The following is a 25,486-nucleotide window of genomic DNA, read 5'->3' on the forward strand; positions in this document are numbered from 1 at the left end:
CGGGCGCGGCGCGGCCCCGCGGCCTAGGGTCGAGTCAGCACCGGCGCCGCCGACGGCGTCGGGACAGCACGCCGACGGCGCACGCGGTCGGCCGACCGGGCGGAGGTGGCGAGATGCGCGGCGTGATCGTCGGTGTCGACGGGTCGGAGGAGTCGGGCGGCGCGCTCGACTGGGCGCTGCGCGAGGCGGCGGACCGGGCGGTGCCCCTGACGGCGGTGCTCGCGTTCGAGTCGCGGCAGGGGCCGGGCGACGGCCCCGACGCGGCGGCCGAGGAGAAGCGGGCGCTCGCCCAGGAGTGGCTCGACGCCGCGCGCGCCCGCACGGGGATCGGCCCGGACGCGGTGACCGCGACGGCCGTCGCCGAGCGCGGCAGCCCCGCGGCCGTCCTGCTCGCCCTCGCCCAGCCACGCGTCGCGCAGGCCGCCCAGGACGACGTGCGGCCCGACGCCGCCGACGGCGACGACGCCGACCTGCTCGTCCTCGGCCGCTGCGGCCGGGGCCGCCTCGGTCGGATGGTCCTCGGGTCGGTGCCGACCGCCGTCGTGCAGCACGCGACCGTCCCCGTGACCGTGGTGCGCGGGACGCCCGACGTGCGCCACGACCACGCGCGGCCCGTCGTCGTCGGGGTCGACGGGTCGTCGACGTCGGTCCAGGCGCTGCGGCACGGCGCCGACGTCGCGCGGCGCACGGGCGCGACGCTCGAGGCCCTGTTCTGCTGGCAGATCGTCTCGCTCGCGCCCCTGCCCGACTCGTGGGGATGGACGCCGCCCATCGACGACTACGAGAAGTTCGCCGCCCAGAAGCTCGACGCCGCGCTCGAGGCGGCGGGGGTCGACCTGCCCGACGACCGCCTCGTGCGCAGCGTGCAGCACGTGCACGCCGCGAAGGGGGTCATCGAGGCGTCGTCGCGCGCGGAGCGGCTCGTGCTCGGCAACCGCGGCGTCGGCGGGTTCGACCGGCTGCTCCTGGGCTCGGTGAGCCGGCACGCGGTCGAGTACGCGCACTGCCCGGTCACGGTCGTGCGACCCGCGGACGCGACGCACCCGTCGGGCGCGCACGACGACTGAGGTCACCCGCGCCGAGCGGCCGTCCCCCGGAACGCGAACACGAGGACGCGCACGGCGAGCACGGTGCCCACGAACCCGAGCGCTGCACCGAGCACGGCGAAGAGGCGCAGGCCCTCGACGAGCTCGGGGCCGGAGTCCGCGGAGACCAGCACGACCGCCGCGACGACGGCCGCGGCAGCGATGACGGTGGACACGACCTGCTGCACGAGGCCGGTGAGGAACGCGCGGTCCTCGGGGTGCGCGAACGAGCGGACGTTGACGGTGAGCCGCCCGGCCTCGACGTCGCTCGTGATCTTCGCGAGCCGGCGCGGGAGCCGTTCCAGCTCGGGCGCGAGGCCGAGGAACAGGCTCGTCGCCCGCTCGCGCAGGCCCTCCGGCGTCACGACGCGCCGCACGAGCGGCTGCGCGGTCGCGCGGGCCCCGGCGACGAGGTCGAACCCGGGGTCGAGCAGGCGCAGCGTGCCCTCCAGCGACGTGAACGTGCGGAACGCGGCGGCGACCTGCGACGGGACGGCGAGGCCCGCGTCGGTGACGAGCCGGAACAGCGCGGTGAACATCGCGCCGCTCGCGCCGGCGCCGCGGAACCGCACGATCACCTGCCCGACGGCGCGCTCCAGGCGGCGCACGTCGAGGTCGACCGGGGCGTCGAGCAGCTCCAGGAGGGCGTCGGTCGCGGCGACGGCGTCGTCGGCGTCGACCGCGAGCAGCACCGCCGCGAGCGCGAGCCGGTCGGGCTCGCCGAGCCGGCCGACGGAGCCCATGTCGAGCAGGCCGAGACGGCCGTCGGCGGTGACGAGCACGTTCCCGGGGTGGAGGTCGGCGTGGAAGGTGCCCGCGACCAGCACCTGCTCGAGCGTCGCGGTGAGGAGGCGGGAGGCGAGGTCGGCGCGCACGGCGTCGTCGAGGCCCGCGAGCACGCCCGCGGCGCGGCCGAGGGGAACGCCGTCGAGCCGTTCCATGACGAGCAACGTCGTGCCGGAGAGCTCGGGGTAGACGTCGGGGACCCGGACGCGCGGCCCTGCGCCCGGGTCGGCGGCGTCGTCGGGGCGCCGGTCCCCCGCCGCTCCCCGCGCGAGCGCGGCGCGCAGCGCGAGCGTGTTCTCCAGCTCGACCGTGTAGTCGAACTCCTCGCGCAGCGACGCGGCGAAGCCGTCGGCGAGGTCGACGACGCCGAGCGAGCGGCCCCACGCGGTGTCGCGCTCGATGCGGCGCGCGAGCCGCCCGAGGATCGCGAGATCCGTCTCGACCTGGGCACGGGCGCCCGGGCGCTGCACCTTGACCACGACGTCGCGCCCGTCGAGCAGGCGGGCCGCGTGGACCTGGCCCACGGACGCCGAGGCGAGGGGCTCCGGCGAGAAGTCGGCGAACGCCTCGTCGACCGGGCGCCCGAGCGCGCCCGCGACGGCCGCCTCCACGTGCGACCACGGCGCGGGCGGGACCTCGCTCTGGAGCGTGGCGAGCGCGTCCGCGAACGCGGCGGGGAGCAGGTCGCGGCGCGTGGACAGCACCTGGCCGAACTTCACGAAGGTCACGCCGGCGTCGCTGAGGGCGTCGCGCAGCGCGGCGGCCTGGCGCCGCTGGTCGGTGCGCGACAGGCGCGACCCGTCCGGCTGCCGCGCCCCGCGCGTGAGCGCCCCGCCGAGGCCGTGCCGGACGCCGATCCCCAGGATCTGGGCGTACCGCCGCGTCTCGCGGCGGCCCTGGCGCAGCCCGCGGAGCGCGCGCCACGGCCCAGGGACGGAGCCCGTCGGGACGAGGAGCTCGAGCACGAGGAGCACGCACAGCCCGAGCACGAACGCCCACGCGAACGCGAGCACGACCGCGACGAGCGCGACGCCCGGCGCGACGGTGAGCGTCCCGTCCGGGCGCGACCAGCCGGCGTCGAGCAGGCCGCCCGTGAGCACCCAGGACGCGACCGACAGCATCGCGAGGGCCACGACCGCCGAGCGGATCCAGCCGACCGGCGCGCCCATGACGCGCCGCGCCGTCGCGGCGAGGAGCAGCAGCATGCCGACGGTGAAGACGAGGCCGAACAGACCGACGAGGAGACCGGAGACCACCTGCATGGCGGCCACTCTTCCGGACCGCACGGCAGACCACCAGCACGCGCCACCGGCGCGCCCCGCCCGCCCGAGCCGGTCGCGGCGACCAGCGCCGCACGGCTGCGGCGCGGGCGGCAGCGACGTCCGCGGCGCGGCATGATGGAGCTCCCCGACAGGCCGGAGCCCCGATGACGAACGTCGACCTCCTCACGGAAGCCCACCTCACGACCGCCCGCACCGCGCCGAACGGTCGCAGCGCCGAGGTCGTGCTGCACGACGGCCCGCTGCGCCAGACGATCCTCGCGCTGCGCGCGGGCGTCGAGCTCGGGGAGCACAACTCCCCGCCCGCGGCGTCGATCCAGGTGCTGCGCGGGCGGGTCCGGGTCACGGCGCTCGGCGAGGGCGACGTGGAGCTGGGCGAAGGCGAGCTGCGCGTGCTCACGCACGAGCGGCACGCGGTGAGCGCGGTCGAGGACGCGGCGTTCCTCCTGACGACCGTGACGAGCGTCCCGGGCAGCTGAGCGCCTGCTCCTGCGAACCGCCCGCACGGCTGCCAGGGTGGTGCGGATGAGAGCCTCGACAACGACGACCGTCCTCGCCGCGAGCGCCCTGGTCCTCGCGGCCTGCACCGCGACCCCCGGCGACGCTCCGGGCACCCCGGAACCGTCGGCCCCGGCCCCCTCGACCTCTGCCGCGACCCCGGCACCCGGCGATCCCGCCGCGGCGCTCCCGACGGACGCGCCCGCCGACGTCCTCCTCCCCGCGGGGGCGTGGGGCGGCGAGGGAGGACGCGAGGAGGCGGAGGGGGTCGCGGACTGGCACCTCCCGGAGGCGTGCGCGGACGGCGGCCCCGCGGACGCCACGGCGATGCGCACCGCGACCGAGGGCGACGGCGCGGCCGAGGGCACCGTGGGGGTCCACCAGGTCGCGGTGTTCGCCGACGCCGACGCCGCGACCGCGGAGGCCGCGCGGCTCGCGGACCTGCTCGCCGCGTGCGCGGCGCAGGGCGGCGCGGAGGGCTCGACGTACACGACCGAGCCGCTCGACGTCGGCGCCCAGGGCAGCGGCCTGGCCACCGACTACTACGGGTCGGGCGGGAGCGGGGACCTGGAGACGGCGCTCGGCACCTACCTGGCGACCACGCGGCGCGGTGCCGCGGTCACCCTCGTCGCGCTCGACGGCGGGGAGAGCACCGTGGGCGCGGCCCGCGAGACGGTCGCGGAGCAGGCCGGTGCCGCGTGGGAGCTGCTGTGCCGCTACGAGCAGGCGGGCTGCTGACGGACGGCCCTCCCGCCCGGGAGACTCACTCCCGGGACGTCGCGCCCCGGGTCGCCGTGGCGGGCGCTCAGACCCGGACGGCCCAGGCGGCGAGGGCCAGCGCCGTGACGTCCTCCGCGACGGCGCCGGGCCAGTCGGGCCGCTCGCCGACGGCGAGGCGTCGCCACGCCGCACCGCCCCACGTCCCGACGGCCCCGCCCGCGGCTCCCACGACGGCGGCGAGGACCAGCCCGACCGGACCGGTCCGGTGCCGGGCGACGAGCACCCCGCCCACGGCGCCGCTCGCGACGCGGACGACGGGGCCGGGCGGCGCGAGCCGGCTCGGCGTCTGCGGCAGCTTGTCGCCGACCAGCTCGCCGACGACGCCCAGGAGCGCCCCACCGCGCGCGAGCGGCCCGGGTCCGTGACCCGACCGGCCCGACCCGCCGGGCCGCACGAGGCCGGCCAGCACCGGCGCCGCGACCCCGAGGCTGCTGCGCGAGCCCGCGGCGACGCCGAGCGCGAGGGCCCGGGCGAGCACCGCCGTCGTGGCGCGCGGCGCGGCTGCGTCCTGGGACGTCATGGGGTCCTCCTGCGGTGGGGTGGTGGCTCGGTCGACCGGGTCCTCCCGAACGTAGCCGCTCGCGGGGCGGCCCACCCGGCGGCGCGGCGCGCCGCTCGCCGGGTCCCGCGCCCGGGCCCACCCTGAGCGACGTCGCGGGCGGCGAGCAGGCGCTGCGCCTCGCGCTCGAACGGGCGACGACGCACCCCGGCGCGTGGTGGTCCGGTGCCCGGTCGTGCTGCGGGAGCCCACCCCGTGCTCCTCACGCCGCCCCTCGCGGACGGGTCGAGCAAGAACGGTTGACGGATCGGCCCCACGGGGGCATGATCGAGAGGAGGGATACCCCCTAGGGGTATCAGCGGCCGAGAGGAGACACGGTGGACCACCGCACGGAGCACGGCCCCGGGCGTCGGACCGGCGCGGACGGCGAGCACGGGCACCACGAGGCGCACACGCACACCGAGGCGCACGGGCACCCCGGCGCGGCGGCGACCGCCGCCGTCGACCACGCGACGCACGACCCGGCCGCGCACCGCGGCCACGACACAGGGCACGAGGACCACCACGCGGGTCACGGCACCGCGGGCCACGGCACGTCCGGGCACGAGGGCTACGGCATGGCCAGGCACGAGGGCGGCACGGCCGGGCACGAGGGCCACGGCACGGCCGGGCATGAGGGTCACGACATGGCGGGTCACGGGGGTCGCGGGGGGCACGGCGACCACGTCGGGCAGTTCCGCCGGCTGTTCTGGATCATGCTCGTCCTCGCGGTCCCCACGGTCGCGCTGAACGCCATGTTCGCGATGCTCCTGGGCTACGACCTGCCCGACGCCGCGTGGGTGCCCTGGGTGTCCCCCGTCCTCGGCACGGTGATCTACGCCTGGGGCGGGCGCCCGTTCCTCACCGGTGCGGTGAGCGAGCTGCGGAGCCGCAAGCCCGGGATGATGACGCTCATCTCGCTCGCCATCACGGTCGCGTTCGTGTCCTCGCTGGGAGCGAGCCTGGGCCTGCTCGCGCACGAGCTCGACGTCTGGTGGGAGCTCGCGCTCCTCGTCGTCATCATGCTGCTCGGCCACTGGCTCGAGATGCGCTCGCTCGCGCAGACGGCGTCCGCGCTCGACTCGCTCGCCGCGCTGCTCCCGGACGAGGCGGAGCGGGTCGCCGAGGACGGGACCGTGACGACCGTCGCGCCGACGGACCTGCGCGTGGGCGACCTGGTCGTCGTCCGGCCGGGAGGGCGCGTGCCCGCGGACGGCGAGGTCGCGTCCGGGTCCGCGGACGTCGACGAGTCGATGATCACCGGCGAGTCGCGCCCCGTGCGCCGCACCGTCGGGGACGCCGTCGTCGCGGGGACCGTCGCGACGGACGACGCGCTGCGCGTGCGGATCACGGCCGTCGGCGAGGACACGGCGCTCGCGGGCATCCAGCGGCTCGTCGCGGACGCGCAGGCGTCGTCGACGAAGACCCAGCGCCTCGCGGACCGCGCCGCCGGGTGGCTGTTCTGGTACGCGCTCGGGGCCGCTGCCCTGACGATCGGCCTGTGGCTCGTCTTCGGCACGCCCGAGCAGGCGCTGATCCGGGCGATCACCGTCCTCGTCATCGCGTGCCCCCACGCGCTGGGCCTCGCGATCCCGCTCGTCGTCTCGCTCTCGACGGAGCGCGCCGCGAAGGCGGGCGTCCTCGTCAAGGACCGCCTGGCGCTCGAGCGCATGCGCACCGTGGACACGGTCCTGTTCGACAAGACCGGGACGCTCACCGCGGGCGAGCCGGTCGTCGTGCACCTCGCGACCGCGGGCGGCACGTCCGAGGCCGCGCTGCTCGCCCTCGCCGCGGCGGCCGAGGCGGACAGCCAGCACCCGCTCGCCCGCGCGATCGTGCGGGCGGCCGAGGAGCGGGGCGACGACGTCCCCCGCGCCACCGACTTCCGGTCGCTCACGGCCGTCGGCGTCGAGGCGACCGTCCCGACCCCCGACGGCGCGCGCCGCGTCGCGGTCGGCGGGCCGGCACTCCTGCGCGAGCGTGGGCTCGACCCCCTGCCCGACGCCGCGGCGTGGGCCGAGGACGGGTCGACCGTCCTGCACGTGGTCGTCGCGAGCGACGACGGCACCGGCACCGCGTCGGACGCGCGGTCCGGCGAGGTCGTGGGCGCGTTCGCCCTGGCGGACGCGATCCGTCCCGAGTCGCGCGAGGCCGTCGACGCGCTGCACCGGCGCGGCATCCGGGTCGTCATGATCACCGGCGACGCGGAGCCCGTCGCCCGCGCGGTCGGGCGCGAGCTCGGCATCGACCAGGTCTTCGCGGGCGTCCGCCCCGAGGACAAGGACGCGAAGGTCGCCGAGCTGCAGCACGGCGGGCGCGTCGTGGCGATGGTCGGCGACGGCGTCAACGACGCCCCGGCGCTCGCGCAGGCGGACGTCGGCATCGCGATCGGTGCGGGCACCGACGTCGCGATCGCGTCCGCCGGGGTGATCCTCGCGAGCTCGGACCCCCGGGCGGTGCTGTCGATCATCGAGCTGTCGCACGCGTCGTACCGCAAGATGCAGCAGAACCTGTGGTGGGCCGCGGGCTACAACATCGCGGCCGTGCCCCTCGCCGCGGGCGTGCTCGCGCCCGTCGGGTTCGTCATGCCGATGGCGGTGGGCGCGATCCTCATGTCCGCGTCGACGGTCATCGTCGCGCTCAACGCGCAGCTGCTGCGCCGCACCGACCTCGACCCGGCCCGGCTCGCGTCGCGGTGACCGGGGCCGCGAGGCCCCCTCGACCACGAGGTTGCTGTCGTCCTGCCCCGCGGGGCGACAGCAACCTCGTGGTCGGCCGCGCGGAAGGTCGTGCTCGACCGTGAGGGACCCCGTGCGCGCTGCGAGACTGGGCCGGTGACCACGCCGCAGCCCGACGACCGGCCCGTCGCCGGCGTCCTCCTCACGCCCGGCGCCGGCGCGAGCCGCGACCACCGCGCGCTCGTCGCGATCGACGAGGCGCTGGCCGCCCTCGACCCGCCCGTCCCCGTGCGTCGCGTCGACTTCCCCTACCGGATCGCCGGCAAGCGGATGCCCGACCGGCCGCCCGTCGCGATCGCGCACGTCCGCGCCGAGGCGGAGGCGTTCGCCGCCGAGCTCGGCACCACGACGGACCACCTCCTGCTCGGTGGCCGCTCGTACGGCGGACGCATGTGCTCGATGGCCGTCGCCGAGGGGCTCCCCGCCGCCGGGCTGGCCCTCGTCAGCTACCCGCTGCACCCGCCGGGCAAGCCCGAGCGCCTGCGGACCGAGCACTTCCCGGACCTCCACGTGCCGGTCCTCCTCGTCTCCGGGCGCACCGACCCGTTCGCGACGCCGGACGAGCTCGCCGAGCACACCGCCGCGATCCCCGGGCCCGTCACGCGCGTCGAGCTGCCCGGCGCCCACGACCTCAAGGGGCAGGACGCGGCCGTGTGCGAGGCCGTCGTCCGGTGGCTCGCGACGCTCGAGGCCTGACCCGCCGCAGGGCGCCGCCCCGACGTTCCGACCCGCCCGCACGACTGCGTACGATGTGCCGCGGACCGCTCCCGAACGACCCGGAGGTGTTGATGCGCGCCGCTGGCCGCCTGCTCGCCCTCGCACCGCTGGCGCTGCTCGTGGTGGCCGTCGCCGCCGCACCCGCGACCGCCGTCGGCCGGGACGGCGAGAGCGGGCTCGAGGTGAGCGTCGACGGCGTCTCGTTCGACCCGGAGCGGCTCTGGTCCGAGTGGGGCGCCGTCTCCTACGCCGTGAGCGCGCCGGACGGGAGCCGCGAGCGGTACTACTCCGACTCCTACGGCCCGCGCGACTCCGCGGACGGGTTCCTGGCCTTCTCGGTGCCGTCGCGCACGTTCCCCGACGGCTACTGCGTCACGTGGGCCCAGGTGTCCGGCCTGCGGGCACAGCACGCGCGGTGGAACGGGGACGACCCCGTCTGCACGACGGCGCAGGCCGAGCCCTCCCCCACGACGGCGCCCCCGGCGCCGACCCCCGACGCCCCCGCAACCTCGGCCCCGACGGCCGAGGCGCCGCCGGCCGCGGCGGTCGTGGAGGCGCCCGTCGAGACGCCGGACGCGCCGGAGCCCGACGTCACGGAGGAGCCGACCGTCGAGCCGACGGAGGAACCGACCACGGCCGCCCCCGTCGAGCCGACGCCGACCGCCGCGCCCACGACCGCGGGCCCCGAGCCGGCGCGCGTCCCGCTCGCGTCCGTCGACCGCACGGCGCCGCCCCCGCCCGCGGGCGAGACCTTCCCGACCTTCGCCGCGGTAGGCATCGGCGGGCTCGTCGCCGCCGCGGCCGGCGGCGTGATCCTGCTCGTGCGCCGCGTGGGTTGAGGCCTCAGCGGCGGGCGGTGCCCGCCGTCGTCCAGCCGGACCGGCGCTCCCCGCTGGCCCGCGAGCACCGGGAGCGCGCGGCGCTGCTCAGCCGCTCAGGCCGCTGTCCTGTGGTCCCGGGTCTCGCGGCTGCGCACGGACCTCGGCGTGCGGACCGGCCTGGCGAAGAGCCCGAGGAGCCCGAGCACGGCGACGATCCCTCCGGCGGCCGCCGTCGCGGCCGCACAACCCAGGAGAAGGGTCACGTGCACGCGCGGCACGCCGTCTTCCGCCAGCGGGTTGTCGGAGATGACGCCCACGGTGTAGCCGGTGACGACGCCGGCGACCACCAGCACGAGGCCGAGGCCCATCAGGGTGACTGCGACGCTGCGGGACATCTCGCTCCTCGGGGTCGGGTCGTGCGGCCGACGTGCATCGTGCGGCCCGTGCGCCGTCCGGCCGCCACGAGTCGGTGCTCGAGTGTCGCACCGCTCCGCGCCGCCCCCTGAGCACGACGAAGGCCCGGAACCGTGGGTTCCGGGCCTTCGTCACCGAGCCGCCTAAGGGAATCGAACCCTTGACCTATTCATTACGAGTGAATCGCTCTGCCGACTGAGCTAAGGCGGCGTGCTACGTCCCGGTCCGCTCGGCGAACCGGTGGCAACGAGCGCCTACTGTACCCAACGACCGGGCCAGATTCCAAAGCGGGCCCGAGGGTCGCCGTCGGGCGCCCTCCGCGTCAGCAGCGGAGCCCGTCCTCGGGGACGGTCCCGTCCACGAGGTAGGCGTCCACGGCGTCGCTCAGGCAGTCGTTCGCGCGCCCGTACGCGGTGTGCCCCTCGCCCTCCCAGGTGACCAGGACGGCGGAGTCGAGCGTGTCGGCGAGGCCCTCGGCCCACACGTACGGGGTGGCCGGGTCGTTGGTCGTGCCGATGACGAGGATCGGCGCGGCGCCCTCCGCGGCGAGGTCGAACTCCTGGTCGACGACGGGGTACGCCCAGCCCTCGCACGTGAGCCCGCCGAACGCGAAGAAGTAGCCCATCGTCGGGGCCTCCTCCTCGAGCCGCTCGAGCTGGGCCTGCATCGCGGCCGGGTCGTCGTCCTGGCGCCCGTCGAGACAGTTCACGGCCCGGAACGCCTCGGCCGAGTTCGACGAGTACGTGCCGTCGGCGTTCCGGTCGTTGTAGAAGTCGGCGAGGTAGAGCAGGCCGTTGCCGGTGCCCTCCTCGAACGCCTCGGTGAGCGCCTGCGTGAGCACGGGCCAGCTCTGGTCGTTGTACAGCGTGACGGCGACGCCGTAGAAACCGAGGGTCTGCGTGACGCTGCGACCCGAGTCCGTCGGGAGCGGGTTCGCCTTCGCGGCGTCGAGGAGCGAGCGGATCTGGCGCATCCCCGCGTCCGTGTCGCCCTTCAGCGGGCACCCGGCGCCGGCCTGGCAGTCCTCGACGTACGCGCGCAGGGCGTTCTCGAAGCCGACGGCCTGCTGCTCGGAGATCTCGTCCGGGTCGAGCGAGGTGTCGATCGCCCCGTCGAGCACCATGCGGCCGACCTTGTCCGGGAAAAGCCCGGCGTACGTGGCCCCGAGCTGCGTGCCGTAGGAGTAGCCGAGGTACGCGAGCTTCTCGTCACCGAGGACGGCGCGCAGCATGTCCATGTCGCGGGCCGCGCTCTGGGTGTCGACCTGCCCGAGGAGCTCGCCCGTGTTGTCGGCGCACGCGTCGGCCCAGGCGCGGCGGTCCGCCGCGAGCGCCTCGAGCCCCGCCTCGTCCGTGTCGAAGTCGCGCGACAGGGACTCGTCCTTCGCGGCGTCGTCGAGGCACACGACGGGCGAGGACTGCCCGACGCCGCGGGGGTCGAAGCCCACGAGGTCGTAGGCCGCGGTGACGCTCTCGCCGACGGTCGGCGCGAGCGACGCGACGAAGTCGACGCCCGACGCGCCAGGCCCGCCGGGGTTGGTGAGGAGCGAGCCGATGCGCTCGCCGGTCGCGGGCTGGCGCTTGACCGCGAGCTCGATCTCGCCCGCCGCCGGGTCCTGCCACGAGAGGGGGGCGCGCGCCGTCGTGCACTCCCAGCCGGCTCCGCAGTCCTCCCACGCGAGGGTCTGCCCGTAGAACTCCTCGAAGCCCTCCGGCCCCGTCTCGCCCGTGCCGGTCGACGACGCGGTCGGGACGTCCTCGACCGGGGTCTGCTGCTTCGGGGGCGCCGAGCACGCGCCCGCGACGAGAGCCAGCACGAGGGTCGCGGCGCAGGCCAGGGCGCGGCGAGCGGGGCGGGAGGAGGGGGACGTCGTCACCCGGACACGGTAGCCGCTCGCCCGTCGCGCGGGAGACGGCCCACCGGCGGCGGCCCGTCCTTTCACGCGCTCTTCACCGCGGGGGTCGTCACCCCGCGGTCCAGGCGAACTCGCCGGCCGCGCCCTCGGCCGGCGGCGGCACGACGACGGTCCCGCGGTCCCCGAGCACGACGCTCACGTCGGCGCTGGTGTCCACGCCGTCGGGCACCGCGACGACGGACGTCGCGGGGACGTAGTCCATGGTGCACGCGGTGTCGGCGGGGATGTCGACGAACGACACGACGACGTCGCTCCCCTCGACCGCGGCGCCGTCCTCGGCGAGCAGCGGGCACGTGCTGGACCCGAACGTCACGACGAGCAGGAGGCCCGGCTCGGCGCTCCACGCGGCGCCGGTGCCGCCCTCGGTCGGCGCGTCCGCGCCGGGGGGCAGGCCCTTGCCGTGCGCGCCCGCGACGACGTCCATCGTCGCGGCGTCGGGCAGGCCCTGCTGCTCGTCGGTGGCGTCGTCGGTCGGCTCCGTGGAGGGGTCCGTCGAGGGGTCGCCGTCGGGCTCCGTGGTCTCCTCGGTGGCGCTCGTGCCGTCACCGCCCCCGTCGGTGTCGGACGCGCACGCCCCGAGCAGGGCGACCGTGGCCGTGAGCGCGAGCGCCGCGGTGAGGCGCGCGGTGCGGGCGGCGGGACGACGGGCGGGAACCATGGGGACTCCTCGGTCGGCGACGGGTGCGCGACCATCGTGGTCCGCGCCGGGACCTCGCGCGCGCCGAACCGCCGACGCGCCGCGGGATCGTGACCCGACGGTGACCCGGGGTGGGAGCATCCCCGCATGGACGCAGCGCACCCGACCCGCGGCACCGAGCGGCCCCCGCTGCCCTGGGGCCTGCGCACCGACCTCCTGCGGCACGGCGACGGCGGCGACTCGAGCCGGGTCGGCTACGTGGAGCTGTTCTTCGACCTGGTGTTCGTGTTCGCGGTCACCCAGCTCTCGCACGGGCTCATCGCGCACCCCGGCGTCGAGGCGCTCGGGCACACGCTCCTGCTCGGCGTCGCCGTCTGGTGGGTGTGGGTCGACACGATGTGGGTGACGAACTGGCTCGACCCCGAGCGCCTGCCGGTGCGAGGGCTGCTCGTGGTGCTCATGCTGCTGGGCCTCGTCCTCGCGAGCGCGATCCCGGAGGCGTTCGGCGACAAGGGCCTGCTGTTCGCCGTCATGCTCGTCGCGATGCAGGTGGGGCGCAGCCTCTTCACGATGGTCGCGATGGGCCGCGTCTGGCCCGAGAACGCGGTGAACTTCGTCCGCATCACGACGTGGCTCGCGGCGTCGGGCGCGCTGTGGGTCGCGGGCGGCCTCGTCGAGGAGCACCGCCTGCTGCTGTGGGCGGTCGCGGCCGCGATCGACGTCGCCGGGCCGCGCGCGATGTTCTGGCTCCCGGGGCTCGGGGCGTCGCGCGCGAGCACGTGGGTGGTCCGCGGGGAGCACATGGCCGAACGGGTCAGCCTGTTCGTCATCATCTGCCTGGGCGAGTCGATCATCGTCACGGGCGCCGCGTTCGCCGAGCTCCCCCTCGACCTCACGACCGTCTCCGCGTTCTGCTCCGCGTTCGCGAGCACCGTGCTCATGTGGCTGCTGTTCTTCGACCGGTCCGAGCGGCGTGCCACCGAGTACTTCACGTCGCGCGCCGAGCGCGGGATGGTCGCCCAGACGGCGTACACGTACGTCCCGTTCGTCATCGTCGCCGGGATCGTGCTCACCGCCGTCGCCGACGAGCTCGTGCTCCTGCACCCGCTCGGGCACGACGGCGGTCACGCCGACGCCTGGACCGCCGGCCTCGTGTGCGGGGCGGCGGCGACGTACCTCGTGGGGAACGCGCTGTTCCGGCGCGCGACGGGCGGGCGCTGGTCGCTCCCGCACGTGCTGGGCGCCGTCGCGGTCGGCGTGCTCTTCGCCGTCCACGCGTGGCTCTCGCCGCTCGCGCTCAACTGGGTGACGGACGGCGTCCTGCTGGCGGTCATCGTGGGCGACGTCGTCCGCGCGCGGCGGGCCCCGATCCCACCGTCGGGCGCGCCGTCGGACGGGCCGTCGGACGGGCCGGGCGCGCCCGCGGGGCCTCCGCCCGGGACACCGGCCGGGACGTCGTGAGCCGCGGAACCGCGCGCCTCGCCGGGCGCGATCGTCGCGACGTCGCTACGTTCGCCCTGATGGCGCGGGGCAGCAGGCCGTCGCGTCGCGGGACCCGTCGAGAAAGGGCGTGACCGTGGACTTCTGGGACTTCTTCTGGCTCCTCGTGTGGAGCTTCTTCTTCATCGCGTACCTCATCGTGCTCTTCCAGATCATCGCGGACCTGTTCCGTGACCGGGAGCTCTCCGGGTGGTGGAAGGCAGTCTGGATCATCTTCCTCATCTTCCTGCCCGTGCTGACGTCGCTCGTCTACCTCATCGCGCGGGGGCGCGGCATGGCGGAGCGACAGGCCGCGGCCGTCGTCCAGGCGAAGCACGACACGGACGCCTACATCCGCCAGGTCGCGACGACGTCGCCGGCCGAGCAGATCTCCCACGCCAAGTCGCTCCTCGACTCGGGCGCCATCACCCCCGAGGAGTTTGCACAGCTCAAGGCGAAGGCGCTCGCCTGACCGTCCCCTCCCTCCCCCGGGCCGGGCGTACCCGCGTGCGGGTGCGCCCGGCCCGTCCCACGATCGAGACATGACCCGCTTCGGCTACACCCTCATGACCGAGCAGTCCGGCCCTCGTGCGCTCGTGGAGCACGCGGTCGACGCGGAGCGCGTCGGCTTCGACTTCGAGGTGATGAGCGACCACTACTTCCCCTGGCTCGACGCCCAGGGCCACGCCCCGTACGCGTGGTCCGTGCTCGGGGCGGTCGCCCAGGCGACCGAGCGCGTCGGCCTCATGACGTACGTGACCTGCCCCCTCCTGCGCTACCACCCCGCGGTCGTGGCGCAGAAGGCCGCGACCGTGGCGCTCCTGTCCGACGACCGCTTCACCCTCGGGCTCGGCGCCGGCGAGAACCTCAACGAGCACGTGGCGGGCGAGCGCTGGCCCGCCGTCGGCGAGCGGCACGACATGCTCGAGGAGGCGGTGGAGATCATCCGCTCGCTGCTCGACGGCGAGCGCCTCACGTTCGACGGCGTCCACTACCGCGTCGACTCCGCCAAGCTCTGGGACCTGCCCGACGAGACGGTCGAGATCGGCGTGGCGGTCTCCGGCCCGCAGTCGATCGAGCGGTTCGCCCCGCTGGCCGACCACCTCGTCACGACCGAGCCCGAGGCCGGCGTCGTGCAGCGGTGGTCCTCGGTCCGCGAGCGCGCCGAGCTCGCGCCGTCGCGCGTCGTCGGGCAGATGCCGATCTGCTGGGACCCGGACGAGGAGACCGCCGTGGCGCGCGCGCACGAGCAGTTCCGGTGGTTCGGCGGCGGCTGGCGCGTCAACGCGGACCTGCCGACGACCGAGGCGTTCGAGGCGGCGACGGCGTTCGTGCGGCCCGAGGACGTGGCCGCGTCCATCCCGTGCGGTCCCGACCTGGACGCGGTCGTCGAGGCGGCGTCCGCGTGGTGGGAGGCGGGGTTCACCGACCTCGCGCTCGTCCAGGTGGGCGAGGTCGGGCAGCGCGAGTTCCTCGAGACCGCGGCCGGGCCGCTCCTGGAGAAGCTCCGCGCGGCGGCACCGTCGAGCTAGCGGCCGTCAGCCCTGGGGCCGCAGCGCGACGACCATCGCCTCCACGGCGAGCAGCGGCGCGACGTTGCCCTCGAGCCGCTCGCGCGCGACGCCGATCGCGTCCATGCGCCGCACCGTCTGCTCGGGCGTCGAGTCCTGCGCGAGCGCGCTCACCGTCTCGGCGAGCTCGGTGTTGACGAGCTCGACCTGCGCCCCGAGCTGGACCACGAGCACGTCGCGGTACAGCGAGAGCAGGTCGACCATCGCGCGGTCGAGCACGTCGCGCTGGTGGCGCGTCGCGCGCCGCTTCTGGTCGGCCTCGAGGTCGCGGAGCTGGGAGCGCAGCCGCGGCGGGAGCGTCTCGCCGTCCGCGACGCCGAGCGCACGCAGGAGCTCGGCCTTCTCCGCGGCGTCGCGCTCCTCCGTCGCCGCCTTCGCCTCGGCCTGCGCGAGGTCCACGAGCTCTCCCGCCGCGAGCACGGCGTCGCCCACCCCGCGGACCCGCCGGGCGAGCGACAGCACGGACGTGCGGCGCTCGCGCGCCCCCGCGTCCCGCGCGAGGCGCCGGGCGAGGCCGATGTGGCTCTGGGCCGCGCGCGCCGCGACGAGGGCGACGTGCTCGTCGACGCCGTCGCGCTGCACGAGCAGGCCCGCGACGGCCTCGACCGGCGGCACCCGCAGCACGACCCCGCGGCACCGCGAGCGGATCGTCACGAGCACGTCCTGCGGGCTCGGGGCGCAGAGGATCCACACCGTGTGCGGAGCGGGCTCCTCGATCGCCTTGAGGAGGACGTTCGTGGTGCGCTCCGCCATGCGGTCGGCGTCCTCGACGACGATGACCCGACGCCGGCCCTGCGACGGGCTGCGGCTCGCGACCGTCACCAGGTCGCGCACGTCGTCGATCTTGATGGTCACGAGCTCGGTCGCGACGAGCGTCACGTCCGGGTGCGTCCCGGCGAGCGTCGTGCGGCACGCCTGGCAGCGCCCGCAGCCGCCCTGCTCGCACTGGAGCGCGGCCGCAAACGCGCGCGCGGCGTTCGAGCGGCCGGACCCGGGCGGGCCGGTGAGCAGCCACGCGTGGGTCATCGCGGCGGGGTCGGTGGCCGCGGCGCAGAGCGTAGCGACGGCCTGCTCCTGCCCGACGACGTCATCCCAGACGCTCATGCGCGCGCGTCCCCGGCAGGCCGCGCCGGGGCGCCCGGGAGGAGGTCCGTGCCCGGCGCGTAGCCGATCGCGCTGTCCGTGTCGTCGAAGCCGCCGTCGGGCAGCGCGGCGACCGTGTCCTCGGCCTCCTCGACGACGGGCGTGAGCTCGAGCCGCGCGGCGACGTCGACCCGGATCTGCGCCTGGAGGTCGTCGACCGAGCCCGCGGCGTCGAGGACGACCCAGCGGTCCGGGTCCGACGCCGCGCGCGTGAGGAACGCCTCGCGCGTGCGGCGGTGGAACTCCGCCCCCGCGCGCTCGAGGCGGTCGTGCTGGCGGCGGATGCGACCGGCGGCGACCGCCGGGTCGAGGTCGAGCAGGATCGTCACGTCGGGCAGGAGGTCCTGCACGGCCCAGCGGGAGATGAGCTCGACCTCGTCCGCACCGAGCTCGCGCCCGCCCGCCTGGTAGGCGACCGACGAGTCGAGGTAGCGGTCCGTGACGACGATCGCGCCGCGCTCGAGCGCGGGGCGCACGAGGCTCGCGACGTGGTGCGCGCGGTCCGCGGCGTAGATGAGCGCCTCCGTGCGGGGGTCCATGTCCTGCCCGTGGAGCACCGCGGCGCGCAGCTCCTTGCCGAGCTCCGTGCCGCCCGGCTCGCGCGTCAGCACGACCTCGCGCCCCGTGAGCTCGCCGAGCCACTGCCCGAGCAGGCGCGCCTGCGTCGACTTGCCGACGCCGTCGCCGCCCTCGAAGGAGATGAAGTACCCGGGTGCGCTCACGGCGACCACCCTAGTCGCGACGTCGGACACGGGCCGGTCCCCCGGCCGCCGGTCGTGCGGGACGGCCGCAGGCGCCGGACGCGCGGGATAGCCTCGGGCCATGCCCGATCCCGTGACCGCCCCCGCGACGGACCCCGCGCCCGCTCCTCTGCCCACCCCCGGCGTCGCGTTCGCCGGGCGGACGTTCGACGCCGTGCTGTTCGACATGGACGGCACCCTCATCGACTCGGTCCCGGCGGTGGACCGGAACTGGCGTCGCTGGGCCGCGGAGCACGGGCTGCCCGACGCCGAGGACTTCCAGATCCAGCACGGCACCCCCGCGCGCACGCTCATCGCGACGCTCCTGCCGGCCGACCAGGTCGAGCCCGCGTACGACCGCATCCACGAGCTCGAGCTCGAGGACAACGAGGGCGTGACGATCCTGCCGGGGACGCGCGACGCGCTCGCCGCCCTGCCCCCGGAGCGGCAGGCGATCGTCACGTCGTGCACCCGCCCCCTCGCGGCGGCGCGCATGGCCGCGTCGGGCCTCGTCGCGCCGTCGGTGGTCGTCACCGCGGACGACGTCGCCCACGGCAAGCCCGACCCGGACCCGTTCCTCCTCGGCGCGGAGCGCCTGGGCGTGGACCCGGCGCGGTGCCTCGTCGTCGAGGACGCCCCGGCCGGGGTCGCGTCCGCCCGCGCCGCGGGGTGCGCCGTGCTCGTCGTGACGGGCACGCACACGGCCGACGAGCTGGCGTCCGCGTCCCCTGCACCCGACGCGCTGGCGGCGGGTCTGGCGGCGGTGCGCTTCGCCGCAGGCCCGGACGGCATCCGGATCACGGACGCCTGACCACCCCGCCGACCCTGCGGTCGTCTCCCGTCCTCCTCCCTTGACGGGCCAACCCCCCTGCTCGGCGGGCTGCAGCGGGCTGATCCTCAGTAGACGGACGCTCGCTGGGCGGCCGCGACGACCTTCGACGCGGCGGCGTGGATCTCCGCCAGCTCGTCGAGGGTGAGGCCCGTGGCGGCGACGATCGCGGGCGGGATGCGCTCCGCGTCACGACGCCGCGCCCGTCCCTCGGGCGTGAGCGTCACGCGGACCTGGCGGCCGTCGTCGGGCGAGCGGGACCGGCGCACGTAGCCGAGGCTCTCGAGCCGCTTGAGGAGCGGCGAGAGCGTCCCGGCGTCGAGGTGCAGCCGCGCCGCGAGGTCGCCGACGGTCGACGTCGTGCCCGCCGCGTCGTCCTGCCACAGCGCGAGCAGCACGAGGTACTGCGGGTGGGTGATGCCCAGGGGCTCGAGCAGCGGCCGGTACAGGGCGACCATGCCGCGCGCGCCCGCCGAGAGCGCGAAGCACACCTGCGCCTCGAGCGCGAGCGGGTCCGCGAACAGCGTCGCCGCGCCCGGTGCGGACGCCCCGCCGTTCTCCTCGCTCGTCATGGCGCCATGCTACCGAGGATCGCGCTATTCTTGGTACGCCAATCATTGGTGCACCAACCATCAGCGGACGAGCACCAGCCACCGGCCCCCGGGCCGGCGACGCGACACCAGCGGAGGACACCGTGGCGCGCAAGAACGACAAGCGCACGCTCGGCATGCGCATCACCGAGGGCTTCCTGCCGATCTTCGGCCCGGCACAGCTGGGGCGACAGGAGGCCGACGGCCGCGGCGTGTCCGACGCCGAGCGCGAGCGCGACCAGGAGCTGCGCACCCGCTTCGAGCGGGTCACCGGCCCCGACGGCCGCAGCTACGTCGTCGAGCACACCGACTGACGCGACGCCCGCCCGCGGGCGTCACTCCCCGGGGTAGACGACCCCGACCTGGCGACGCACCTCGTCGAGCGTGCGCATGACCTCGAGCGTCGAGTCCCACGACATGCGCGGGCTCTCCGTCTCGCCCGCGGCGACGCGGCGCGCGACCTCGGCGGCCTGGTACTGCTTGCCCTCGCCGGAGAAGCCGTCGTAGTACCAGGACGCGCCGTCGTGCCGCACGACCCGGAACGACGTCGGCGCGTAGAACGTGCCCTCGACCTCGATGCGGCCCGCCGTGCCCGAGATCACCGCCGTGTTCGCGGTGCGCGACCACAGCGTGGTCGAGAGCGTCGCCTGCGTGTCGCCGTAGCCGAGCACGATGCTCACCTGCCCGTCCACGCCCGTCTCCGTGAGTGCACCGACGGCCGTCACTGTCGACGGCGCGCCCAGCAGGTCGTGCGCGAACGACACCGGGTAGACGCCCAGGTCGAGCAGCGCGCCGCCCGCCAGCTCCGGCGCGTAGAGCCGGTGCTCGGGGTCGAACGGGAACCACTGGCCGTGGTCCGCGCTGAGGTTCACGACGTCACCGATCTCGCCGCGCGCGATCACGCCGCGCAGCGCGGCGACGTGCGGCAGGAACCGCGTCCACATGGCCTCCATGACGAACACGCCCGCCTCGCGCGCGGCGTCGAGCACCTCGACCGCCTCGGCCTCGTTGCGCGTGAACGCCTTCTCGACGAGGACGTGCTTGCCCGCGCGGATCGCGAGCAGGGCGTGCTCGTGGTGGTGCGAGTGCGGCGTCGCGACGTACACGACGTCCACCTGCGGGTCCTCGACGAGCTCGTCGTAGCCGTGGTGCGTCGTCGGGACGCCGTGCGCGGTCGCGAAGCGCTCGGCGCGCACGCGGTCGCGCGAGCCCACCGAGGCGACGCGACCCTGGGTGTGCAGGCGCACCGCCTCCGCGAACGACGACGCGATGCCGCCCGCGCCGAGGATGCCCCAGCGGATCGGGGGCGCGCTGCGCGGGTCGGGGACCGTGCCCGTCACCTCGGCGGACAGGTCGGGGAACGGGTGGACGCCGGAGGCGGCCGGGGTCTCGTCGGGGTGCGCGGCGGGCGGCGGGGCGACGGTGCTCATGCGGCCCACGCTATCGCCCTGCGCGGGCCTCGCCGCCGCTCGTCCACAGGCCGCGCGTCGGGCGCGCGAGCCACCCTCCCCCGCACGGGTGGTGCGCGCCGCCGCGCGGCACGTCACGATGGGGGCATGACGACCCCCGCGCCCCGGACCGGCACGCCGACCGACGCCGGACCCGAGCCGGAGGCACGGGCGAGCGCGCGCGACCTCGTCAAGGTCTACGGCTCCGGCCCGACGGCCGTCCGCGCGCTCGACGGCGTCGACGTCGACTTCGAGCGCGGCCGGCTCACGGCGATCATGGGGCCGTCCGGGTCCGGCAAGTCGACGCTCATGCACTGCCTCGCCGGGCTGGACTCCCCGACCTCCGGCAGCGTGGTGATCGACGGGCAGGAGATCAGCCGGATGTCGCAGCGGCGGCTCACGGCGCTGCGCCGCACGCGCGTCGGGTTCGTCTTCCAGGCGTACAACCTCGTCCCGACGCTCACGGCCGCGGAGAACATCACGCTCCCCCTCGACATCGCGCGCACCCGCGTGGACCGCGACTGGTTCGACGAGGTGACGACCGCCGTCGGGCTCACCGACCGCCTCCACCACCGCCCCTCCGAGCTGTCCGGCGGGCAGCAGCAGCGCGTGGCGTGCGCGCGGGCGCTCGTGTCGCGGCCCTCGATCGTGTTCGCCGACGAGCCGACCGGCAACCTCGACTCGCGCTCCGCGGGCGAGGTGCTCACGTTCCTGCGGCGCTCCGTCGACGAGCTCGACCAGACGGTCGTCATGGTCACGCACGACCCGCGCGCGGCGTCGTACGCGCACCGCGTCGTCTTCCTCGCGGACGGGCGCCTCTCGGGCGAGCTGCACGACCCCACGCAGCAGGACATCCTCGACGCGCTCGCGCTCGCCGCGGACGCCGGCGCATGATCCGCGTCGCGCTGCGGGGCGTGCGCGCGCACGTCGTGCGGTTCGTCCTGTCGGTGCTCGCCGTGACGCTCGGCGTCGCGTTCGTCGTCGGCACGTTCGCGTTCCGCGGCATGCTCTCCTCCACGTTCGACGACATCATCGCGACGACGCTCACGGCCGACGTCTACGTGCGCGGCGCGCAGGAGGTCGAGAGCGACGCGTCCGGGCCCGGTGGCGGCGGCACCGCCGGCGGGGGCGGGTTCGCGGGCGACCGCACGCTCGTCCCGGCCGACCTCACGACGGAGGTCGAGGGGGTCGACGGCGTCGAGCGGGCCGTGGCGGACGTGTCCGGCCCCGTCGTGCTCGTCGCGGCCGACGGCACCGCCGTCGTGACCACGGGCCCGCCGAGCACGGCGTTCTCCGTCGACCCGGAGGACCCGAGCCTCACGCTGCTCGACGGCGCGTGGCCCGGCGCGGGCGAGATCGTCCTGGAGCAGAGCGCGGCCGAGACCGCTGACCTCGCCACGGGCGACGAGACCACGGTCGTGCTCGGCGGGGAGCCGCGCCCCGTGACCGTGTCCGGCGTGTTCGGCATCGAGGCCGCCGCCGCGGGTGCGGTCCTCGTCGGGATCGACGGCGACACGGCGCGCGAGGTCTACGCGCCCGACGGGCTGGTGCCCCAGATCGCGGTCTGGGCGGACGCGAGCGGACCGGTGGACGAGGACGCCCTCGCGGACCGCGTCGCGTCGGTCCTCCCGTCCGGCGCGGAGGCCGTCACGGGCGAGCAGGCGCGCGCCGAGGCGAGCGAGGCGGTCGAGGAGGTGCTCGGGTTCGTCGAGACCTTCCTGCTCGTGTTCGCCGCCATCGCGCTGTTCGTCGGCGCGTTCATCATCGCCAACACGTTCGCGATGTCGGTGCGCGAGCGTCTGCGCGAGCTCGCGCTCCTGCGCGCGCTCGGCGCGTCGCCGGGCCAGGTGTTCGCGTCGGTCCTCGTCCAGGCGCTCGTCGTCGGGCTCGTAGGTGGTGGGCTCGGCGTGCTCGCCGGGGCCGGGCTGGTGCGGGTCATCCGGTGGGGGCTCGCGCTCGCCGGCTTCGAGTTCTCCGGCCGGGTCCCGCTCGGGACCTCGCAGGTCGTGGCCGCCGTCGCGCTCGGGGCGGTCGTCAGCGTCCTCGCGGCCGTGCTGCCCGCGCGGCGGGCCGCCGCGATCCCGCCCGTGCAGGCGATGCGCGACGACGTCGCGCCCGACCGCGGCACCGGGCTGCGGGCGGTGGGCGGGGTGGTCGTCGTCGCGGCGGGCGCCGGTGTGCTGTGGCTCGCCGCGTACCTGGGATCCTCCGTCGTGGACGCGCCGACCGGCTGGGCCTGGGTCGACGACCTGAGCCCCCGCCTGCTCCTCGGCGTCGGGGCCGGGCTCGTGCTCGTGGGCGTGCTCGTCGGGTCGCCGGCCGTCGCGCGCGGCGTGCTCGCGGTCCTCGCGTGGCCGCTCGTCGTCGCGCTGCGCCCGCTCGGCCGCCTCGCGCGCGGCAACGTCACGCGCAACCCCCGCCGCACCGCGAGCACCGCGGGAGCCCTGCTCATCGGCATGGCGCTCGTGTCGGTCACGGGCGTCATCGCCGCCTCGACCCAGGCGTCGGTGCGGAGCATCGTCGAGAACGAGGTGCGGGCCGACCTGGTGGTCGACTCCGCGACGCTCGTCGTGCCCGAGGGCGCGGTCGAGGCCGTGACCGCGACGCCGGGCGCCGCCGTCGTGGACACGGTGCGGCTCGGGTCGGCGTCGGTCGCCACGGTCGGCGGCGGCTCCGGCACGGACGGCAGCACGGCCGACGGCGCGCGCGGGACCGACGTCGCGGGCGTGCCCGCCGGGTTCTTCGACACCGCGCTCGAACCCGTGACGCTCGCCGGGGACCCGACGGCCACGCTCGAGGACGGGGACGTCGTCGTGCACCGGCGCACCGCGCGCGAGCGCGGCTGGGAGGTGGGCGACACGCTGCGGCTCGGCGAGGGCGACTCCGCCGTCGAGGCGCGCGTGGGCGCGGTGATCGACAGCCAGCTCGTGGGGACCGGCGTCCTGGTGCGCGACGACGTGTTCGACGCCGTCGTGCCGGCCGCCCAGGCGAGCGTGCGGATCGTCTACGTGTCGGCGGCCGACGGCGCGAGCCCCGCCGACGTCGAGGAGCTGCGCACCGCCCTGACGTCGGCGGTCGAGCCGTTCCTCGTCGTCACGGTGCTCGACCGGGAGCAGACCGCGTCCGCGTTCGCCGACCAGGTGAACCAGGTGCTCGTCATCCTCTACGCCCTGCTCGCGCTGTCGATCGTCATCGCGCTGCTCGGCATCGTCAACACGCTCGCGCTGTCGATCATCGAGCGCACGCGCGAGATCGGGCTGCTGCGCGCCGTCGGGCTGGGACGCCTCCAGCTCGCGGGGGTCATCGCGATCGAGTCGGTGCTCACCGCCGTCTACGGGACGGTGCTCGGCGTCGCGACGGGCATCGGCATCGGCGCCGCCCTGCCGGGCGTGCTCGCCGACGAGGGGCTGAGCACGCTCGCCGTGCCGTGGGGCCAGGTGCTCGCGATCCTCGGCGTCGCCGTCGTCATCGGGCTAGTCGCGAGCGTCTGGCCCGCGATCCGTGCCGCCCGCCTCCCGGTCCTCGACGCGGTGACCGTCGACTGACACCCCGTCTCCCGCTGAGTGCGTGAATTCGTCGCGTCCCGGAGGCCCCGGCGCGACTGTTTCACGCACTCACGGGACCGGGAGGGGGGCCGGGGCCGGGGTGCGGTAGCGGCGCAGCGGGGCGTTGCGCCACGCGACGAGCCCGACGACGGCGCTCGCCACCAGCCCGCCCGCCACCAGCGCGACGGGCGCGGACGTCAGCGACGCGAGCACTCCCCCGCGGAAGTTCCCGACCTCGGGGCCGGCGACGCCCACGACGTGCTCGACCGAGGACACGCGGCCGCGGAACTCGTCGGGTGTCTCGAGCTGCACCAGCGCGCCGCGCGTCACGACCGACACCGTGTCCGCCGCACCGGCGACCGCCAGGCACGCGAGGGCGAGCCACAGCGGCCCCGCGAGCCCGAACCCGGCGAGCGCGACGCCCCACGTCGCCGCCGCGGCGAGCTGGAGCGCGCCCGAGCGCGTCGCCCGCGTCACGGCCCCGGAGAGCAGGCCTGCGCCGATCCCTCCCACCGCGACCGCCGAGAGGAACAGGCCGAGGGTGCGGGGGTCGCCGTCGAACCGGATCTCGTTGACGAGCGGGAACAGCGAGATCGGCATGGCGCGCACGGTCGCCGCGACGTCCGTCGCGAACGCGCCGCGCAGCGTCGGCTTGCGCCACACGATCGACCACCCGCCCGCGGCCGCCCGACGGCGCGGCGCGGGCCCGGGCGGTGCGGCGGCCGGGCCCGTCGTGGCCGAGGGACCGACGGGGAGCGGGGGCAGGGGCGGGAGGCGCACGAGCCCGAGCAGCGCGACGACGGCGGCCACCGCCTGGAGGCCGTACGCCGCGGGCAGGTCCCAGCGCGCCAGGACCAGGCCGGCGAGCGCGGGCCCGACCAGCATGGCCACCTGGAACGCGAGGTTCTGCAGCGCGAGACCCGCGGCGACCTGGTCGGGCGGCAGCAGCCGGGGCGGCACCGTCCGGCGCGCCGGCGAGCCGAGCGCGTTGCACGCCGCGCCGGCGGCGACGAGCCCGAGCAGGAGCCACACCGACCGGTTGCCCGCGAGCGCCTGCGCGGCGAGACCAGCAGCGGAGAGCACCTGCCCGACCGCGGCGAGGCGCATGAGGGTGCGCCGGTCGTGGACGTCGGCGAGGTGCCCGCCCACCAGGCCGAGCGTCAGGAGCGGGACCGCCGTGGCCAGGCCGATCGTGCCCGTCCACAGCGGGCTGCGGGTGAGCTCCCAGACCTGGAGCAGCACCGCGACGTTCGCGATCTGGAACCCGAGGCCGCCCACGGCGGACCCGGCCCACAGGTCCCGGTACGCGCGGGTCGCGCGCAACGGCCGCAGGTCGAGGACGTGGTCGCGCACCTCAGCGCTCCCGCGGCGCCGGGTGGCCGGCCCCGTCGAGGCGCTCGACGAGCCGCTCGCGCAGCGAGCGACGGGCGAGCACGCGCTCCAGCTCGACGACGACCGCGCTCAGGGCGTGCGGCAGCTCGTCGTCGATCTCGGCGACGGACTCCTCGGTCGCCCGCCACTCCGCCTCGAGGAGCGGGACGAGCTCGCGCGACCGCGCCGTGAGCGCGACGCGGCGCGTGCGGGCGTCCGCGCCCGGCGCGGTCTCGACGAGGCCCTCGCGCCGCATGGCGGTGACCGTCTGGCTCATCGCCGAGTGCGTGCGCCCGAGCGAGGCGGCGAGCTCCCGGATGGTCAGGGGGCCCGTGTGCGCGAGCCGGATGAGCGGGTAGACGAACCGCGGGCGCACCCCCACGATCCCGCGGTCCGCGTAGACGGTCTCGATCTCGTCGTCGAGGCGCCGGAGCACGGCGTGCAGGGAGTCCCAGCGGCCAGGGACCGTGGTCGGGTCCAGCGAAGTCATAGCACTGTTATAACAGCACTCATGCGATCGTCGGTTGCCTGCCCGGGGACGACTAGGTTGCCTCCCTAACT

24 protein-coding genes and 1 tRNA gene are annotated in these 25,486 nt (G+C 76.1%); 13 read left to right on the top strand and 12 right to left on the bottom strand.

Going from position 1 to position 25,486, the window contains the following annotated elements; genetic code table 11:
- The first annotated feature begins 113 nt into the window (after positions 1–113).
- A complete protein-coding gene (locus GWJ10_RS05120; RefSeq protein ID WP_076403393.1) occupies positions 114–1,067 on the top strand; it encodes a universal stress protein in 954 nt (317 codons plus the stop codon).
- A 2-nt stretch (positions 1,068–1,069) separates the two neighbouring features.
- Here the strand turns inward: GWJ10_RS05120 and GWJ10_RS05125 are convergent, their stop codons facing one another.
- The gene (locus tag GWJ10_RS05125) at positions 1,070–3,133 is read right to left on the bottom strand and encodes an AarF/UbiB family protein (protein ID WP_163185785.1); all 2,064 of its coding nucleotides are present in this window, start codon (positions 3,131–3,133) and stop codon (positions 1,070–1,072) included.
- Positions 3,134–3,297: 164 nt separating this feature from the next.
- On the opposite strand from GWJ10_RS05125, the gene GWJ10_RS05130 reads away from it, so the two are divergent.
- Complete coding sequence (locus GWJ10_RS05130) at positions 3,298–3,630, top strand: cupin (protein ID WP_076403395.1); 333 nt, start codon at positions 3,298–3,300, stop codon at positions 3,628–3,630.
- A gap of 46 nt (positions 3,631–3,676) precedes the next feature.
- Positions 3,677–4,387, top strand: a complete 711-nt coding sequence (locus GWJ10_RS05135) for a hypothetical protein (protein ID WP_163185788.1) — start codon at positions 3,677–3,679, stop codon at positions 4,385–4,387.
- A 67-nt stretch (positions 4,388–4,454) separates the two neighbouring features.
- Here GWJ10_RS05135 and GWJ10_RS05140 read toward each other — a convergent pair whose 3' ends face one another.
- Positions 4,455–4,949, bottom strand: coding sequence for a hypothetical protein (locus GWJ10_RS05140; RefSeq protein WP_163185791.1), 495 nt, complete (start codon positions 4,947–4,949; stop codon positions 4,455–4,457).
- A gap of 596 nt (positions 4,950–5,545) precedes the next feature.
- Between GWJ10_RS05140 and GWJ10_RS05145 the strand changes: the two genes are divergently transcribed.
- The 3 genes from GWJ10_RS05145 to GWJ10_RS05155 all read left to right on the top strand — a co-directional run bounded on the left by GWJ10_RS05145 (position 5,546) and on the right by GWJ10_RS05155 (position 9,261).
- Positions 5,546–7,666, top strand: coding sequence for a heavy metal translocating P-type ATPase (locus GWJ10_RS05145; RefSeq protein WP_163186319.1), 2,121 nt, complete (start codon positions 5,546–5,548; stop codon positions 7,664–7,666).
- A 135-nt stretch (positions 7,667–7,801) separates the two neighbouring features.
- The gene (locus GWJ10_RS05150; protein ID WP_163185794.1) at positions 7,802–8,401 is read left to right on the top strand and encodes an alpha/beta family hydrolase; all 600 of its coding nucleotides are present in this window, start codon (positions 7,802–7,804) and stop codon (positions 8,399–8,401) included.
- 92 nt (positions 8,402–8,493) lie between these two features.
- Complete coding sequence (locus GWJ10_RS05155) at positions 8,494–9,261, top strand: hypothetical protein (protein ID WP_061266606.1); 768 nt, start codon at positions 8,494–8,496, stop codon at positions 9,259–9,261.
- A gap of 95 nt (positions 9,262–9,356) precedes the next feature.
- Here GWJ10_RS05155 and GWJ10_RS05160 read toward each other — a convergent pair whose 3' ends face one another.
- From GWJ10_RS05160 to GWJ10_RS05175, 4 genes are all read right to left on the bottom strand, one after another.
- Entirely contained in the window at positions 9,357–9,638 is a 282-nt protein-coding gene (locus tag GWJ10_RS05160) for a hypothetical protein (RefSeq protein ID WP_163185796.1), read from the bottom strand.
- 156 nt (positions 9,639–9,794) lie between these two features.
- A tRNA-Thr gene (locus tag GWJ10_RS05165) sits at positions 9,795–9,867 on the bottom strand.
- Between the two features lie 112 nt (positions 9,868–9,979).
- Positions 9,980–11,533 (bottom strand): alpha/beta hydrolase, encoded by a 1,554-nt coding sequence (locus GWJ10_RS05170; RefSeq protein ID WP_163185799.1) that lies wholly within the window; start codon positions 11,531–11,533, stop codon positions 9,980–9,982.
- A gap of 88 nt (positions 11,534–11,621) precedes the next feature.
- Positions 11,622–12,230 (bottom strand): hypothetical protein, encoded by a 609-nt coding sequence (locus GWJ10_RS05175; RefSeq protein WP_163185802.1) that lies wholly within the window; start codon positions 12,228–12,230, stop codon positions 11,622–11,624.
- A 126-nt stretch (positions 12,231–12,356) separates the two neighbouring features.
- Between GWJ10_RS05175 and GWJ10_RS05180 the strand changes: the two genes are divergently transcribed.
- The 3 genes from GWJ10_RS05180 (at position 12,357) to GWJ10_RS05190 (ending at position 15,220) form a co-directional block, all read left to right on the top strand.
- A complete protein-coding gene (locus GWJ10_RS05180) occupies positions 12,357–13,670 on the top strand; it encodes a low temperature requirement protein A (protein ID WP_163185805.1) in 1,314 nt (437 codons plus the stop codon).
- Between the two features lie 109 nt (positions 13,671–13,779).
- Entirely contained in the window at positions 13,780–14,160 is a 381-nt protein-coding gene (locus GWJ10_RS05185) for an SHOCT domain-containing protein (protein WP_051027601.1), read from the top strand.
- A 70-nt stretch (positions 14,161–14,230) separates the two neighbouring features.
- Positions 14,231–15,220, top strand: coding sequence for a TIGR03557 family F420-dependent LLM class oxidoreductase (locus GWJ10_RS05190; protein WP_021483001.1), 990 nt, complete (start codon positions 14,231–14,233; stop codon positions 15,218–15,220).
- 6 nt (positions 15,221–15,226) lie between these two features.
- Here the strand turns inward: GWJ10_RS05190 and GWJ10_RS05195 are convergent, their stop codons facing one another.
- Together GWJ10_RS05195 and tmk are read right to left on the bottom strand one after the other, a co-directional pair.
- The gene (locus GWJ10_RS05195; RefSeq protein ID WP_163185808.1) at positions 15,227–16,363 is read right to left on the bottom strand and encodes a DNA polymerase III subunit delta'; all 1,137 of its coding nucleotides are present in this window, start codon (positions 16,361–16,363) and stop codon (positions 15,227–15,229) included.
- Entirely contained in the window at positions 16,360–17,124 is a 765-nt protein-coding gene (gene tmk, locus GWJ10_RS05200) for a dTMP kinase (protein ID WP_241005675.1), read from the bottom strand. Before tmk ends, GWJ10_RS05195 begins: the two co-directional genes overlap by 4 nt.
- 100 nt (positions 17,125–17,224) lie before the next feature.
- On the opposite strand from tmk, the gene GWJ10_RS05205 reads away from it, so the two are divergent.
- Positions 17,225–17,953: an HAD-IA family hydrolase gene (locus tag GWJ10_RS05205; RefSeq protein WP_163185813.1), complete on the top strand. Its 729-nt coding sequence runs from the start codon at positions 17,225–17,227 to the stop codon at positions 17,951–17,953.
- Between the two features lie 86 nt (positions 17,954–18,039).
- Here the strand turns inward: GWJ10_RS05205 and GWJ10_RS05210 are convergent, their stop codons facing one another.
- Positions 18,040–18,543, bottom strand: coding sequence for a MarR family transcriptional regulator (locus tag GWJ10_RS05210; protein WP_051027593.1), 504 nt, complete (start codon positions 18,541–18,543; stop codon positions 18,040–18,042).
- A 122-nt stretch (positions 18,544–18,665) separates the two neighbouring features.
- Between GWJ10_RS05210 and GWJ10_RS05215 the strand changes: the two genes are divergently transcribed.
- Positions 18,666–18,875 carry a hypothetical protein gene (locus GWJ10_RS05215; RefSeq protein WP_021482922.1) on the top strand — a complete coding sequence of 70 codons (210 nt, stop codon included), beginning with the start codon at positions 18,666–18,668 and terminating at the stop codon, positions 18,873–18,875.
- Positions 18,876–18,896: 21 nt separating this feature from the next.
- On the opposite strand, the gene GWJ10_RS05220 is transcribed toward GWJ10_RS05215, so the two are convergent.
- Positions 18,897–19,991 carry a Gfo/Idh/MocA family oxidoreductase gene (locus tag GWJ10_RS05220; protein WP_163185816.1) on the bottom strand — a complete coding sequence of 365 codons (1,095 nt, stop codon included), beginning with the start codon at positions 19,989–19,991 and terminating at the stop codon, positions 18,897–18,899.
- Between the two features lie 126 nt (positions 19,992–20,117).
- Between GWJ10_RS05220 and GWJ10_RS05225 the strand changes: the two genes are divergently transcribed.
- Positions 20,118–20,903, top strand: coding sequence for an ABC transporter ATP-binding protein (locus GWJ10_RS05225; RefSeq protein WP_163185819.1), 786 nt, complete (start codon positions 20,118–20,120; stop codon positions 20,901–20,903).
- A complete protein-coding gene (locus GWJ10_RS05230) occupies positions 20,900–23,554 on the top strand; it encodes an ABC transporter permease (RefSeq protein ID WP_163185822.1) in 2,655 nt (884 codons plus the stop codon). The genes GWJ10_RS05225 and GWJ10_RS05230 overlap by 4 nt, the downstream gene beginning before the upstream one ends.
- 69 nt (positions 23,555–23,623) lie before the next feature.
- Here the strand turns inward: GWJ10_RS05230 and GWJ10_RS05235 are convergent, their stop codons facing one another.
- Both GWJ10_RS05235 and GWJ10_RS05240 read right to left on the bottom strand, forming a co-directional pair.
- Complete coding sequence (locus GWJ10_RS05235; protein WP_163185825.1) at positions 23,624–24,907, bottom strand: MFS transporter; 1,284 nt, start codon at positions 24,905–24,907, stop codon at positions 23,624–23,626.
- Position 24,908: 1 nt separating this feature from the next.
- Positions 24,909–25,415 carry a MarR family winged helix-turn-helix transcriptional regulator gene (locus GWJ10_RS05240; protein ID WP_163185828.1) on the bottom strand — a complete coding sequence of 169 codons (507 nt, stop codon included), beginning with the start codon at positions 25,413–25,415 and terminating at the stop codon, positions 24,909–24,911.
- Between the last annotated feature and the right edge of the window lie 71 nt (positions 25,416–25,486).

The organism is Cellulosimicrobium sp. SL-1 (assembly GCF_011033075.1).
GTDB classification, from domain to species: Bacteria; Actinomycetota; Actinomycetes; order Actinomycetales; family Cellulomonadaceae; genus Cellulosimicrobium; species Cellulosimicrobium funkei.

What these genes read in the sequence shown, in the direction of transcription:
- GWJ10_RS05120 (WP_076403393.1), top strand. Translation starts at nt 114, where the DNA reads ATGCGCGGCGTGATCGTCGGTGTCGACGGGTCGGAGGAGTCGGGCGGC.
- GWJ10_RS05125 (WP_163185785.1), bottom strand. Translation starts at nt 3,133, where the DNA reads ATGCAGGTGGTCTCCGGTCTCCTCGTCGGTCTGTTCGGCCTCGTCTTC.
- GWJ10_RS05130 (WP_076403395.1), top strand. Translation starts at nt 3,298, where the DNA reads ATGACGAACGTCGACCTCCTCACGGAAGCCCACCTCACGACCGCCCGC.
- GWJ10_RS05135 (WP_163185788.1), top strand. Translation starts at nt 3,677, where the DNA reads ATGAGAGCCTCGACAACGACGACCGTCCTCGCCGCGAGCGCCCTGGTC.
- GWJ10_RS05140 (WP_163185791.1), bottom strand. Translation starts at nt 4,949, where the DNA reads ATGACGTCCCAGGACGCAGCCGCGCCGCGCGCCACGACGGCGGTGCTC.
- GWJ10_RS05145 (WP_163186319.1), top strand. Translation starts at nt 5,546, where the DNA reads ATGGCCAGGCACGAGGGCGGCACGGCCGGGCACGAGGGCCACGGCACG.
- GWJ10_RS05155 (WP_061266606.1), top strand. Translation starts at nt 8,494, where the DNA reads ATGCGCGCCGCTGGCCGCCTGCTCGCCCTCGCACCGCTGGCGCTGCTC.
- GWJ10_RS05160 (WP_163185796.1), bottom strand. Translation starts at nt 9,638, where the DNA reads ATGTCCCGCAGCGTCGCAGTCACCCTGATGGGCCTCGGCCTCGTGCTG.
- GWJ10_RS05175 (WP_163185802.1), bottom strand. Translation starts at nt 12,230, where the DNA reads ATGGTTCCCGCCCGTCGTCCCGCCGCCCGCACCGCGCGCCTCACCGCG.
- GWJ10_RS05180 (WP_163185805.1), top strand. Translation starts at nt 12,357, where the DNA reads ATGGACGCAGCGCACCCGACCCGCGGCACCGAGCGGCCCCCGCTGCCC.
- GWJ10_RS05190 (WP_021483001.1), top strand. Translation starts at nt 14,231, where the DNA reads ATGACCCGCTTCGGCTACACCCTCATGACCGAGCAGTCCGGCCCTCGT.
- GWJ10_RS05195 (WP_163185808.1), bottom strand. Translation starts at nt 16,363, where the DNA reads ATGAGCGTCTGGGATGACGTCGTCGGGCAGGAGCAGGCCGTCGCTACG.
- GWJ10_RS05205 (WP_163185813.1), top strand. Translation starts at nt 17,225, where the DNA reads ATGCCCGATCCCGTGACCGCCCCCGCGACGGACCCCGCGCCCGCTCCT.
- GWJ10_RS05210 (WP_051027593.1), bottom strand. Translation starts at nt 18,543, where the DNA reads ATGACGAGCGAGGAGAACGGCGGGGCGTCCGCACCGGGCGCGGCGACG.
- GWJ10_RS05220 (WP_163185816.1), bottom strand. Translation starts at nt 19,991, where the DNA reads ATGAGCACCGTCGCCCCGCCGCCCGCCGCGCACCCCGACGAGACCCCG.
- GWJ10_RS05225 (WP_163185819.1), top strand. Translation starts at nt 20,118, where the DNA reads ATGACGACCCCCGCGCCCCGGACCGGCACGCCGACCGACGCCGGACCC.
- GWJ10_RS05230 (WP_163185822.1), top strand. Translation starts at nt 20,900, where the DNA reads ATGATCCGCGTCGCGCTGCGGGGCGTGCGCGCGCACGTCGTGCGGTTC.
- GWJ10_RS05240 (WP_163185828.1), bottom strand. Translation starts at nt 25,415, where the DNA reads ATGACTTCGCTGGACCCGACCACGGTCCCTGGCCGCTGGGACTCCCTG.